General features: G+C 55.9%; 11 protein-coding genes. 3 read left to right on the forward strand and 8 right to left on the reverse strand.

Annotated elements, in window-relative coordinates:
- Window positions 1-160 precede the first annotated feature (160 nt).
- Window positions 161-2905: a putative bifunctional diguanylate cyclase/phosphodiesterase gene (locus BCF53_RS02130; RefSeq protein ID WP_132699389.1), complete on the reverse strand. Its 2745-nt coding sequence runs from the start codon at window positions 2903-2905 to the stop codon at window positions 161-163.
- A gap of 294 nt (window positions 2906-3199) precedes the next feature.
- Here BCF53_RS02130 and uvrD point away from each other — a divergent pair, with 294 nt between their 5' ends.
- Together uvrD and BCF53_RS02140 are read left to right on the forward strand one after the other, a co-directional pair.
- Entirely contained in the window at window positions 3200-5362 is a 2163-nt protein-coding gene (uvrD, locus tag BCF53_RS02135; RefSeq protein WP_132699391.1) for a DNA helicase II, read from the forward strand.
- 15 nt (window positions 5363-5377) lie between these two features.
- Window positions 5378-5884: a DNA-deoxyinosine glycosylase gene (locus BCF53_RS02140; protein ID WP_132699393.1), complete on the forward strand. Its 507-nt coding sequence runs from the start codon at window positions 5378-5380 to the stop codon at window positions 5882-5884.
- Here BCF53_RS02140 and BCF53_RS02145 read toward each other — a convergent pair.
- From BCF53_RS02145 to BCF53_RS02175, 7 genes are all read right to left on the reverse strand, one after another.
- A complete protein-coding gene (locus tag BCF53_RS02145) occupies window positions 5881-6240 on the reverse strand; it encodes a Na+/H+ antiporter subunit G (protein ID WP_132699395.1) in 360 nt (119 codons plus the stop codon). The genes BCF53_RS02140 and BCF53_RS02145 overlap by 4 nt on opposite strands.
- Before the next feature lie 27 nt (window positions 6241-6267).
- On the reverse strand, window positions 6268-6537 hold the full coding sequence (locus BCF53_RS02150) for a K+/H+ antiporter subunit F (RefSeq protein WP_132699397.1): 270 nt from the start codon (window positions 6535-6537) through the stop codon (window positions 6268-6270).
- Entirely contained in the window at window positions 6531-7034 is a 504-nt protein-coding gene (locus BCF53_RS02155) for a Na+/H+ antiporter subunit E (protein ID WP_132699399.1), read from the reverse strand. The genes BCF53_RS02150 and BCF53_RS02155 overlap by 7 nt, the downstream gene beginning before the upstream one ends.
- Window positions 7021-8544: a monovalent cation/H+ antiporter subunit D gene (locus BCF53_RS02160; RefSeq protein WP_132699401.1), complete on the reverse strand. Its 1524-nt coding sequence runs from the start codon at window positions 8542-8544 to the stop codon at window positions 7021-7023. The genes BCF53_RS02155 and BCF53_RS02160 overlap by 14 nt, the downstream gene beginning before the upstream one ends.
- Window positions 8541-8903 (reverse strand): Na+/H+ antiporter subunit C, encoded by a 363-nt coding sequence (locus BCF53_RS02165; protein ID WP_132699403.1) that lies wholly within the window; start codon window positions 8901-8903, stop codon window positions 8541-8543. The genes BCF53_RS02160 and BCF53_RS02165 overlap by 4 nt, the downstream gene beginning before the upstream one ends.
- Window positions 8903-11704: a monovalent cation/H+ antiporter subunit A gene (locus BCF53_RS02170; RefSeq protein ID WP_132699405.1), complete on the reverse strand. Its 2802-nt coding sequence runs from the start codon at window positions 11702-11704 to the stop codon at window positions 8903-8905. The genes BCF53_RS02165 and BCF53_RS02170 overlap by 1 nt, the downstream gene beginning before the upstream one ends.
- A gap of 118 nt (window positions 11705-11822) precedes the next feature.
- Complete coding sequence (locus BCF53_RS02175; RefSeq protein ID WP_132699407.1) at window positions 11823-12107, reverse strand: hypothetical protein; 285 nt, start codon at window positions 12105-12107, stop codon at window positions 11823-11825.
- A gap of 269 nt (window positions 12108-12376) precedes the next feature.
- Between BCF53_RS02175 and BCF53_RS02180 the strand changes: the two genes are divergently transcribed.
- Complete coding sequence (locus BCF53_RS02180) at window positions 12377-12754, forward strand: DUF3461 family protein (protein WP_132699409.1); 378 nt, start codon at window positions 12377-12379, stop codon at window positions 12752-12754.
- Window positions 12755-12761: the final 7 nt, after the last annotated feature.

Here is a 12761-nt window from a genome sequence, read left to right on the forward strand (position 1 = left end):
AAACATTATCAGTTGAACGAGTCTATGGATTTTTCGTTTCATTTCTGTGAAGCCGATCCTATGGCGTCATCAGACAGGAATCTATTCTAGCTCAAGAATTAACCTGTATGTAAAAGCAATTTAAGTGCCTGCTTTTCTCCGTCAATGGTTATAGAGCCGGCTAGTGCACCGACTCGCTGGTTTGAGAGAGCGTTTGCAGGTTGGAATGGCGTATCAGCGGCAGAATTTCCGAGGACGGCAGTGCCCGGCTGATAATAAAGCCCTGAGCGTAATCGCAGCCCAGGCCCTTCAGGTATTCCAGCTGTTCTTTGGTTTCCACACCTTCGGCCACCACGGACAGGCGCAGGCTTTCAGACATGGCCATGATCGCTTCGACAATCGGGCTGGTTTCACCGTCGCGCGCTTCGTTGACGAAGGAGCGGTCGATCTTCAGTGTGTCGATCGGCAGTCGCTTCAGGTAGCTGAGCGATGAATAGCCGGTGCCGAAGTCATCCAGCGCCAGGCGCACGCCCAGAGAACGCAGCTGGTTGAGAAAATCCTGTGCGTGGCTGATGTCTTCCATCAGCATGCTTTCGGTCAGCTCCAGTTCCAGGTATTCCGCCGGCAGTGACGAGGTGATCAGCGCATTTTGAACCACTTCGTAGAGGTCATCGCGGCGGATCTGGTGGCTCGACAGGTTCACCGACACCGAAATGTCGCCGAATCCACGCTCACGCCAGGTGGCTGCTTCCATACAGGCTTTATTCAGCACCTGTTCGCCAATGGCAGAGATCAGGCCGGTCTCTTCGGCCAGCGGAATAAATTCTTCCGGATCGATCACGCCCTTCTGCGGATGCATCCAGCGCACCAGCGCCTCGACCGAATCAATAATGCCAGTGAGCAGGTTCAGCTTGGGCTGATAGTCGACCGAGAATTCATGGTTGACGATGGCCTTGCGCATCGACTTTTCAAGCTGCAGCCGTTCCAGCGGTGAGGTTGCCAGCTTCTGATGGTAAAACTGGTAGTTGTTGCCACCCTTGTAGCGCGCCTGATTCATCGCTGCGATGGCCTGATTGAGCAATTGGCTGAGGTTGCCCTTCTGTACAAAGCAGACCCCGATACTGGCGGTGACGATCAGCTCATGGTCGCCCACCAGGAATGGCCGGCTGATTTCCGCCAGCAGGTTAGACAGCGTGACGTTGAGCCTGTCCTGATCCTTTTCATATTCGATGATCATCGCGAACTCATCACTCGACATACGCGCTACCTGGCGTACCGGGTCGGAGAAGTTGCTCAGCCGGGCAGAAAGGTCTTTCAGCAGCTGATCGCCAACATCGATGCCCAGGCTTTCATTGACTGACTTAAAGCGGTCGAGGTTGAGTACACACACCGCATAGTTATTGACCGACAGCGGCTGATGCTCCTGAAACTGGTTCAGCAGCTGGTGGAAGTAGGAGCGGTTGAACAGGCCGGTTAGCTTGTCGTAGTTGTTCAGGTATTTGATCTCGCGTTCGTTCTGATCCGACTCGGACTGATCGCGGCAAATGCCCAGATAATGCGAGATGCTGTCGTCATCACGGCGAATGGCGGTTAACGTCAGGTGCAGCGGGAAGCGTTCTTCGCCATGGCGGGCAGCGACGATATCGCCGTACCACTTATCGTTGTTGCCAACACTGTGCAGAATGCGGTCGGATTGATCGGTCTGGATCACCTGAAACAGCGACCGGTCGATCAGCTCGCCCTTCTGACGCGCGAAAATCTGGCAAAACGCGCGGTTGCAGGTGCGGAACTGCTGCTTGTCGTCGAGTACAAATACGCCTTCGGAGCTGTTGTTGAACAGGCTGGAAGACAGACTGAGCTCTTCCTGCAGCTGCATATCTTTGGTGATGTCGCGGCGGGTGCCGATCATGCGCAGGGCACGGCCGCTGTCGTCACGCTCGGTGACCTTGCCGCTGTCTTCCAGCCAGCGCATCTTGTCAGAGCCGGGCAGGGTGATGCGGTAGCGAGCCTGATAGAAGGTCGATTTATCTTTCAGGTGGCGCACCAGCAGCCGGCGGATGGCCGGCAGGTCATCTTTGCAGACGCTGTCGAGCAGAGAAAATTCGCCCGACTGCAGAGATTCTTCGCGGCCAAAAAAGCGTTCGGTATCGGAGTGGTAAACCTTGCGGTTGGGCACGTCCCAATCCCAGAAGCCGATGCCGGAAGCGGTCATCGCCAGGTTCAGGTGCTCTTCACTGAGGATCAGCGCCTGATTGACCTCTTTTCGCAGCTCCACCTCTTTAATTAGCCGTTGATTGGCCATTTCCAGCTGGTGGGTGCGTTTTTTGATCTTTTTCTGCAGTTCAGACTGGTTTTGGGTCAGCAGTGAGGTCAGCCGTTCAGATTCCAGCTCGTTGCGCAGCGTACGCACCATCATGCGATGGCCGTGGTAGCTGATAAAGGCGATCAGCAACATCAGCGGCAGGAAGATGTGAAACAGGATCGGGTTGCCATTCAGGTACAGGAACGGCGTCGGTATTAAGGCGGTCAGGGTAATGCTGAGGAAACTCAACCGGTTGTGCGAAGCGAGAAACAGCCCGGCCAGTGCCGCCTGGGCGATGGCCAGGGTCAGATAGATACCATCATTGCGGCCGGCAATACCCCAGAGTACGCCGTTTGCGGCAACCAGGCAGGCAAACCACAGCTCAGGGCTCCACAACGGTACCTTCTTCAGCTGTTTTTGGCTGAAGTGAACGGAGTACAGGCCGATCAGACCAAGAACGGTAATGTAGAGCGCATTGGCCACGCTGTTCAGACTATGACTTAACAGGCTAGTCGAAATGAGGCAAAGCAATGCTAAAACGATTGAGGATAACCAGTAATACTTTGAGTTATCCAGAAGAACCCTGATGCGGCGGTTGCGCAGGGTTTCGCTGTCCGGGTACATATAACTACTTACGATGCTGTTTCCTGCATTATAGGCCGGTGATAGCAATAAAGCGTGATAAAGGTGGCTAAATTTATACCCTAAGACGTGGCAGTGAGCTCTTTTCCGATGTTTAAGGTTCAAGCGTTTGTTGTGTTCCGACACCCTCCACACGAAAAGTGGATACAGCACTGCCTTTGAAGTTGCCAGCCGCGGTTCCTGACCTTGTTCATTACTTAACAGCCCCCGAGTGCATCTGATAAACTGGGCCCTGTTTTTTTATACAGTCTAAGCAACCGGTAATTTGGCGCCCCTATGAACAGTCTTCAGCTTGAAAAACTCAACCCTCAACAGCATACGGCGGTGACCAGTGAGGCACAGCACCTGCTGGTGCTGGCTGGCGCCGGTTCCGGTAAAACCCGGGTGCTGACCCATCGTATTGGTTGGCTGATAGCCGCCGGCCTGGCCTCGCCATACAGCGTACTTGCGGTGACCTTTACCAATAAGGCCGCGCGCGAGATGAAAGGGCGCATCGAAGAGCTGCTGGAGGCACCCTCGCAGGGCTTGTGGATTGGTACCTTTCACGGCCTGGCGCACCGGCTGCTGAAGGCGCACTGGCAGCAGGCCAAGCTGCCGCAGAATTTTCAGGTGATGGACAGCGACGATCAGCTGCGGCTGGTGAAGCGTATCATTGCCGAGATGAACATCACCGACGACCGCATACAGGCCAAGCAGGTGCAGTGGTTTATCGGCGCACAGAAGGATGAAGGCCGCCGCGCCCAGTATGTGGTGGCCTCCGGTGACTGGTATCAGGATACGCTCAAGGCGATTTACACCCGTTATGAAGAGATCTGCCAGCAGAGCGGTTTGGTTGACTTTGGCGAACTGCTGCTGCGCGCGCACGAGCTGTGGCTGAATAACCCGGAATTGCTGGCGCACTATAAACAGCGCTTTACCCATGTGCTGGTGGACGAATTTCAGGACATCAACGACATCCAGTACGCCTGGTTGCGCGTACTGGTGGGCAATGAGCTCAGCCTGACCATCGTGGGTGATGATGACCAGTCCATTTACGGCTGGCGTGGTGCCAAGGTGGAGAACATTCAGGGCTTTGAGCTGGATTTCTCCGGTGCGCAAACGGTGCGTCTGGAGCAGAACTACCGCTCTACGGCGAACATCCTCAACGCCGCCAACGCGGTGATCGCCAACAACAATGGCCGCCTTGGTAAAGACCTGTGGACCGATGACGACGAGGGCGCACCATTGCGCCTGTATGCCGGCTTCAACGAGCAGGATGAGGCGCGCTACATTGCTGATGAAATGAAGCGACTGATCGCTGCCGGCACCAGCCCGACAGAGATAGCGTTGCTGTATCGCTCCAACGCCCAGTCGCGCGTGCTTGAAGAAGCGCTCATTCACTTGCAGGTGCCGTACCGTATTTATGGTGGCGTACGCTTCTATGAACGCATGGAAATCCGCAACGCCGTGGCCTATCTGCGCCTGGTGCTGAACCGCCAGGACGATGCCTCGATGGAGCGCATTATGAACGTGCCACCGCGCGGCATCGGCAATAAAACCTTTGAATCGCTGCGAGTGATGGCGCGTGATCAGGGCTGCTCCCTATGGCAGGCGGCGCAGTTGGCACTGGCTAACAATGCCCTGGCCAAGCGGGCGGCCAATGCACTGCAGGCCTTTGTTGAGCTGATTGAGCAGATGGACAGCAAGGTGATGGGCCTGGATGACCTCGGCGAGATGATCGATTACGTCAACAAGCACTCCGGCATGATCGAATACCACGAAAAGGAAAAGGGCGAAAAGGGCCGTGCCCGTGTGGAAAACCTGAATGAGCTGATCACCGCCGCGCAAAGCTACAACAGCGAGCTGGATTATGACTCCTCCGCCGAGCTGCTGGCGTTGTTTATCAGCGAAGCCTCACTCGATGCCGGTGATGCGCAGGCCGAAGAGCACGAGCCAAGCGTAAACCTGATGACGCTGCACAGCGCCAAGGGTTTGGAGTTTGAATACGTCTTTCTGGCCGGCATGGAAGAGAACCTGTTCCCGCACAAGATGTCGATCGCCGACCCGGGCGGCATTCAGGAAGAGCGCCGGCTGGCCTACGTGGGGATTACCCGAGCCCGCAAAGAGTTAACACTGACTTACGCGGAAAGCCGCCGCCTGTATGGCAGCGAAACCTTTAACAGCCTGTCCCGCTTTGTGCGTGAAATTCCCGATGGCTTGGTCAATGAGGTGCGTCTGCGCTCCACTGTTTCGCGCCCGGCAAACTTTGGTTTGCAGCAGCAGATGGCGGTGGAGGATTCCGGCCTGTCCATTGGTCAGCGCGTTGCCCATGCCATGTTTGGCGAGGGCACCATCACCAATGCCGAGGGCGGCGGAGCGCAAACCCGTGTGCATGTCGCCTTTGATGACGGCACCGAGCGGGTATTGATGCTGCAGTACGCTAACCTGCAACCCGTTTAAGCCAAGGAGCGGGCCTTGAGTGAGATTGAATCCTTCAATATTGCCGCCGGCGAAGCGCCGTCGGTACTGATTCTGGGCTCTATTCCCGGTGTCGCCTCATTGCAGGCGGTGCAGTATTACGCCCACCCGCGTAACGCCTTCTGGCCGATTGTCTGCGATTTCTATCAACTGGATGCAGAGGCACCCTACGAGCAGCGCCTGGCGGGGCTGAACAGTAAGGGGGTTGCGTTGTGGGATGTTCTGCATCGCGCCCGGCGCAAGGGCAGCCTGGATAGCGCGATTGAAAAGGCGAGTATGGAGCCGAATGCCATCGACCGCTGGCTGGCGCAAACCCCGTCTATTTCCAGAATTCTGCTCAACGGCGGTACCGCCGCTAAAGAGTTTGGCCGTTACTTCAAGCCATTGCTGAGCGAGCCGTCACTGCAGGTCATTGCCTGCCCTTCCACCAGTCCGGCCTATGCAGCGATGCGTTTTGAAGAGAAAAAGCGCCTCTGGCATGAGGCGCTGAAGGGTGATGTCTAGTCCTTAGGCTCTGCCTGACGGGTGCGAATCTGTTCGACCTTATCGCGGTTCAGGGTGTGCGGTTCGGTCGGTAAGCGAACGTGCAACGCCGCCTTGGAAAGCATGTGCGCGGTAATGGGCGCGGTCAGGAAGATAAACAGCGTGATGAGCATTTCCTGAATATTGATGCCCTCTTCCTTGAACGAAAAGAAGATGATCGAGGCCACCAGAATGGCGCCAATACCCAGTGTAGAAGCCTTGGTCGGTGCATGCAGACGCATGTAGAAATCGGGCAGGCGAAACAGGCCGACAGAGCCAACCAGCAGAAATACCCCCCCGATAATCAGAAAAATGGAGCTGATCAGTTCAACTATCATGGTGTGTTCCTTTAATCCGTCCGCCGCTTACTCGATGATGTCGCCGCGTAAAATGAATTTACAGACCGCCGAGGTGCTGACAAAACCGAGCATGGCGATCAACAGCGCGCCTTCATAATAGAGCGTGGTTTCCAGAAAGATGCCCAGCAGAATAATGAGCGCGATGGCGTTGATGTACATGGTATCGAGCGCAATGATGCGGTCGAGCATGTGCGGGCCCTTTATAAACCGCCACAGGTTAAGCAGCAGCGAAAAGCCGATCAGTGTACTTACGAAGATGGCGGCGTAACTCAGCATCCAAAAATCTCCTTCAGCGGTGTTTCGTAGCGCTGCTTAATCTGTTGAATCAGGGCTTGTTCATCGGGCACATTAAGCGCGTGAACGTAGAGCGTGCTGTAGTCCTCGGAAACCTCGGTGCTGACTGTGCCCGGTGTCAGCGAGATGGTGCTGGCCAGCAGGGTAATCGGCAGCGGCTCACGCATATCGAGCGGCACGGCAACAAAGCCCGGCCTGAGGTTTTCTTTGGCACCCAGCACCTGCTGGGCTACGATGACGTTAGAAACGATGATGTCCCAGAGTAACATCAGAATGTAGCCAGGGGTTTTCAGCGGCTTGGCCACTCGCAGCGTATTGGAGCGGATATCGCGCACCAGCCAGGGCAGGGCAATGGATAAAAACAGCGCCAGAAGCAGGTTGCCAAGGCCATAGGAATTGGTCAGCAGCAGCCAGACGATAAACAGCAGCAGGAAGGTAAAGGGGCTGGGCACGATGGCGTTTTCTTTAATGCGCTTCATAGTTGACCTCCGGCGGATGGGCAATGATGTCCTGAACAAGGTGCATGCTGTCAGCAATGTCATTGGCGGCCTGCTGGGCAAATTCAGTCACCGGGTGCGCGAAGACGGTAATCACCGGTGTGACCAGCAACAACAGGGCAATGGCGGCGATCTGTGCCGGCTGTGCCTTGGTTTCGCCGGCCTTTTTACCGGAAAGGTGCCAGAACAGCGAGGTACCCGCGCGGCTGAATACCACCAGTGCGATCAGGCTGCTGAGCAAAATACTGCTCCACACCCAGGTACGTTCCAGGGGCTCGCTGATGGAGTTTAGAATCAGTGCCTTGCCGACAAAGCCGGACAGTGGCGGTAGGCCAACGGCGCAGATGGCGGCGGTGAAAAACATCGCCCCGAGCAGCCCAGGTTGTGCCATGGCGCGGGCGATAACAAACCTGTCCTGGGCACTGCCGCGCTGCACCTTGATCAGGTCTGCAATAAGGAACAACGCACCGCCCACCAGCGTGGAGTGCACCAGATAATACAGCCCGGCACTGAGCGATTGGCCATCGGAAACCACAAAGCTGAGCAGCAGGGTGCCCACGGAAACGATAATGACGTTTGCAGCCAGCAGGCGCAGCGATGGCGACGCCAGTACCCCCAGCGAGCCGATCACAATGGTGGCCAGCCCCAGCGGCCAAATCCAGGCATCGGCCATGTTGGCCAGGGCGCCGGCATCGGCGCCGAAAATGCCGCCAAAGACCCGGAAGATAGAATAGAGACCAACTTTGGTCATGATGGCAAACAGTGCCGCCACAGGCGGAGGCGCGGCAGAATAGGTTTTCGCCAGCCAGAAGTGCAGCGGCAGCATGGCCGATTTCAGGCCAAACACCAACAGCAGCAATAAGGCGCCGGCCTTGGTAATGGCCTGCTCTTCCGGTGGCAGAGTGGCTACTTTTGCCGCCATATCGGCCATGTTCAGTGTACCCAGGGTGCCATACAGCGTACCCAGTGCAATTAGGAAGAACGCTGAGCCGAGCAGGTTCAGGGTAATGTAATGGAAGGCGGCGCCGGTCTTCTCTTTGCCACCGCCATGAATCAGCAGGGCATAGGAGGCAATCAGCAGCACCTCGAAGAACACGAACAGGTTGAAGATGTCGCCGGTCAGGAATGCACCGTTAATCCCCATCAGCTGGAACATGAACAGAGGGTAAAAGAAGCGGCCGGTCAGCTCTTCGCCGGCAGAGCCGTACAGGCAGGCGCAGAACGCCAAAAAGGTGGTTAACACCACCAGCATCACCGAGAGATGATCGACCAGCAGCATGATGCCAAACGGCGGCTGCCAGCCACCGAGCACATAGATGGTGGTGCCGTGGCTGACGCTGGCGACCAACTGCCAGCAGACAACCGCCATGATGGCGAATGCCAGCCAGGCGATAGTGCGCTGACGGCTAACGCTCTTAGCCAGCGGTGGCAACAGCATGATAATGGCCGCCAGAGACGGAACTAAAACGGGAAGTATGGGTAGGTGACTCATGAGCGGTTGTCACCTCCGCGCTTGGCTTTGGGGAAATCCGGCGGATCGCCATCGACATGATCGTTACCCAAATCGGCACGTGCGCGCATGGCCAGAATGACAATAAAGGCGGTCATGGCGAAGCCGATCACAATGGCGGTCAGCACCAGTGCCTGCGGCAGCGGGTCGGTAATTTGTTCACCGGTTTTCAGTATGGGGGCGGCATTTACCATCAACCGGCCGCCGGCAAACAGGAACAGGTTAACCGCGTAAGAAAGCAGGGTAAGCCCCAGTACAACGCTGAAGGTTGAACCGCGCAGCGCCAGATAAACGCCGCAGCTGGTCATGGTGCCCACGCAGAAAGCGAACAGCAGCTCCATTATTTCGCCTCCCTGTTTTGAGGTCTTAACCGGTCGGCGGTGGTCAGACCACCGAGGTTTGCAAGTATCATCATTGAAGATCCAATCACTGTCAGATAAACACCGAGATCAAAGCCCATGGCGCTGGCCAGCTCGATTTCACCAATAAACGGGATGTCGACGTAGTCGTGCCAGCTTTTCAGGAACGGCTGTTGCCAAATAAAGCCACCGACGCCGGTAATAAAGGCAATCAATAAACCGCTGCTGAGCAGGGTGAGGTAGTTCAGCTTGATGCGCGGCACCAGCCAGTCGTTACCGTGGGCAATATACTGCTGAATGATCGCCACCGAGGTGATCAGGCCGGCAATAAAGCCGCCGCCGGGCAGGTTATGGCCGCGCAGGAAGATATAGCAGGAAACCATCAGTGCCAGCGGCAGCAGTGCCTGAGAGATTATCTCGAACATAAAGGGATGCTTGTCTTTGGCCCAGGGGATGCCCTCGATATTGGCCGATGGCTGGAACAGGCGCATACGCGCGATCAGCTTGTAGATGCCGATGGCGGCGATGGCCAGTACCGTGATTTCACCAAAGGTATCGAAGCCGCGGAAGTCGACCAGGATCACGTTAACAATATTGGTACCACCGCCCAGCAGCTTGGCGTTGGCGGTGTAGAACTCGGCAATGCTGTCGAGCGGGCGCGTCATCATGGCGTAGGTCAGCGTGCCGACAACACCGCCGATCAGCACCGACACCGACAGATCGCGCACGATCAGCCCCGGTGAGGAGTGGTTGCGCACATACTGGGGCAAAAAGTACAACGCCAGCAGCAGCAGAATAATGGTTACCACCTCGACTGAGAGTTGAGTCAGGGCCAGATCCGGGGCTGAGAACAGCGCGAACGAAATGGACACGATCAGCCCGACGACAGACAGCAGCAGCAGCGACAACAGCCGGTTATTGTGCCAGATGACCGTAGCCACTGAGCACACACACAGCAGCGTGGCACCGGCGATCATCACCGGGTCGAGCGGCAGTTGCGGGCGCAGCCCAGCGGTTGAATTCAGCCCCATCAGCGGTGGCAGTGTGAACGCCAGCGCCAGGAACAGCAGCCAGAACACTGAGCGCTGCGTAGCACCGGTATCGATTCCATCCATCAGCCAGCGGCTGGCATCGCGCAGCTTTTTAACCGCGTTATCAAAGATGACGCTTTCGTTCTTCTCGGCGAAATTAGCCTGAATACGGAACAGAACGTGGCGGTTGAAGTAAATGGCGGCACCGCCGGCCATGGCGAGAATGCTCATCACCAGAGGCAGATTAAAGCCGTGCCATATGTGCAGATGGTAGTAAGGTAAATCGCCACCGAGCACCGCGATCGAAGCCGAAGCCAGCAGCTTGCCAACGGTTGCCTCCGGGAAAATACCGACAATCAGACACAGCGCCACCAGCACTTCGACCGGAACGCGCATGTAGCGGGGCGGCTCGTGCGGGGTTTTCGGCAGATCGCCCGGCGTGCCATTGAAGAAGACATCGTGAATAAAGCGCAGCGAATAGGCGACAGAAAAGGCTGCGCCGATGGTGGCGAACACCGGAATCATCCACGAAATAGAGCCCAGCGTGCTCTGCTGCAGCGTTTCGGTAAAGAACATCTCCTTGGAAAGGAAGCCATTGAGCAGCGGCACACCGGCCATCGCTGCCGAAGCGACCATCGCCAGCGTGGCGGTGATCGGCATGTACTTGAACAGGCCGTTCAGCTTGCGCATATCCCGCGAGCCCGATTCATGGTCGATAATGCCCGCCGCCATGAACAGCGAGGCCTTGAATGTGGCGTGGTTGATGATGTGGAAAACCGCCGCCACTGCCGCCAGATCGGTACCTAAGCCGAGCAACAGGGTGATCAGACCCAGGTGGCTGACCGTGGAATAGGCCAGCAGGCCCTTCAGATCGTGCTTGAACAGCGCCACATAGGCGCCGATCAGCAGGGTCAGCAAGCCAGTGACGCTGACCAGCAGGAACCAGGCTTCGGTACCGGCCAGTACCGGGAACATCCGTGCCATCAGGAAAATACCGGCCTTGACCATCGTCGCCGAGTGCAGGTAAGCACTGACTGGCGTTGGTGCGGCCATGGCATGTGGCAGCCAGAAGAAAAACGGGAACTGCGCCGATTTGGTAAAGGCGCCGATCAGCACCAGGATTAACATGATCAGGTAGCTTTCAGAGCTCTGAATCAGCTCTCTGCTGTTCAGAATGACGTCCAGATCGTATGAACCGACCACTTGACCCATCAGCAGCAGGCCGGCTAACAGTGCGAGGCCGCCGGCACCGGTAATCGCCAGCGCCATGCGTGCACCCTTGCGGGCATCGCTGCGGTGATTCCAGAAACTGATCAGCAGGAAGGAGGTTAGGCTGGTGAGCTCCCAGAAGAACCACATCTGCAGCACATTGTTGGAAAGCACAATGCCCACCATGGCGGTCATGAACAGCAGCAGGTAGGCATAGAACCTGCCCGCGGCTTCATGCGCCGACAGGTAATAGCGGGCATAGAGCATAACCAGCAGGCCAATGGCCAGAATCAGAATGGCAAACAGGAATGAAAGGCCATCGAGCCGGAATGACAGATCGAGCCCCAGAGCGGGGATCCAGCTGGCGGTGAAGCGGATTTGCTCAAGGTCAAACACCTGCTTGGTATGCATCAGGATGATGGCAAGCGCCATCGCCGGGAACAGTGCGCTGATAGCAACGCAGGCACTGCGGCCAAGCCGTTGCGTAAACAGTGCCGCCAGGCTACCAGAGCATGTAAGCAGAGGAACCCAAAAAAGCGCCATGAGGTGTGTTGCTCCTTTAAAATCGGTATTGGTTCGGGTGGATTGAGCGTCGGCAGGTCGCCATTATTACTGAACTCAGCTTAGAACAAAAAAATACAAAGCATTAATTTCTGGCCACTTACAGCCAGGCGACGTTAGAGGCCAGACTCTGGCCGGTGATATTGGCTTCCAGCCAGCTCATCATGTGCTCGCTTTCCTGCTCAACGGCGCGCTTATCGGTGCCGGTGATGACCAGTGAAAAGCAGCCGCGGTCGGCATCTTTAAAAGGTTCAACCGCCAGTGCAATGTTGTGCTGGTTTTTACAGAACCGCTTCAGCGGACCAAGCGCCTTCTGCAGATCTGAACTGGTCGCTACATGTGGCAGGTACATTTCCAGTTGCAATAGTCGTACGTGAACGCTCACGTTTCATCTCCATAAACTTCTTACTAAAAATGGCAGAATGTCTCCCGCTGTTCAAATCATTTTCACATGAACAGTACAGATAAAAATAGGCTAAAGGTATCAGAATTCAGGGGTTTTTATCCCAAAGCACCGGTTAGACAGTGCGCCGGTCTGCAGAGTTTCAAATACAAACAGATTTCTTACAGTGTTGGGACTTGAATCTTTTAAAAGCGCCGGAACTTGGCTAATCTTCAGGCTATACCGCCCTAACCGACTGAGAGAATTTAAAGATGTACCCATACCTCAATGCAATCGGAATAACAGACACAGATCTGATCGAAAAATATACCGTACGAACCGAAGGCAATGCTGACGTGCTTAAGGTTTACTACGCCAAGAATAAGGGTGAACTGTTTGCTCGCAGCGAAAAGTTCAAATACCCGCGTCAGAAGAAACGCATCATGGTAGACAGTGGCACCCATACATACAGCGACACCACTGAGGTGGCACCGGCACTGCGCTTTGTTGTTGAAGAGCTGGATAAGATCGTTCAGCGCGAAGTGGAAGAAGTGGATGTGAAGGAGAAAATCCTCACCGATCTGCGCCACCTGGAAAAGGTTGTTGCCAACAAGATTGCCGAGATCGAAGAAGATCTGAAAAAACTGTAGGCCATTT

Origin of the sequence: Reinekea marinisedimentorum (assembly GCF_004341165.1) — a bacterium.
GTDB classification, from domain to species: domain Bacteria; phylum Pseudomonadota; class Gammaproteobacteria; order Pseudomonadales; family Natronospirillaceae; genus Reinekea; species Reinekea marinisedimentorum.

What these genes read in the sequence shown, in the direction of transcription:
- BCF53_RS02130 (WP_132699389.1), bottom strand. Translation starts at nt 2,905, where the DNA reads ATGTACCCGGACAGCGAAACCCTGCGCAACCGCCGCATCAGGGTTCTT.
- uvrD (WP_132699391.1), top strand. Translation starts at nt 3,200, where the DNA reads ATGAACAGTCTTCAGCTTGAAAAACTCAACCCTCAACAGCATACGGCG.
- BCF53_RS02145 (WP_132699395.1), bottom strand. Translation starts at nt 6,240, where the DNA reads ATGATAGTTGAACTGATCAGCTCCATTTTTCTGATTATCGGGGGGGTA.
- BCF53_RS02150 (WP_132699397.1), bottom strand. Translation starts at nt 6,537, where the DNA reads ATGCTGAGTTACGCCGCCATCTTCGTAAGTACACTGATCGGCTTTTCG.
- BCF53_RS02155 (WP_132699399.1), bottom strand. Translation starts at nt 7,034, where the DNA reads ATGAAGCGCATTAAAGAAAACGCCATCGTGCCCAGCCCCTTTACCTTC.
- BCF53_RS02160 (WP_132699401.1), bottom strand. Translation starts at nt 8,544, where the DNA reads ATGAGTCACCTACCCATACTTCCCGTTTTAGTTCCGTCTCTGGCGGCC.
- BCF53_RS02165 (WP_132699403.1), bottom strand. Translation starts at nt 8,903, where the DNA reads ATGGAGCTGCTGTTCGCTTTCTGCGTGGGCACCATGACCAGCTGCGGC.
- BCF53_RS02170 (WP_132699405.1), bottom strand. Translation starts at nt 11,704, where the DNA reads ATGGCGCTTTTTTGGGTTCCTCTGCTTACATGCTCTGGTAGCCTGGCG.
- BCF53_RS02180 (WP_132699409.1), top strand. Translation starts at nt 12,377, where the DNA reads ATGTACCCATACCTCAATGCAATCGGAATAACAGACACAGATCTGATC.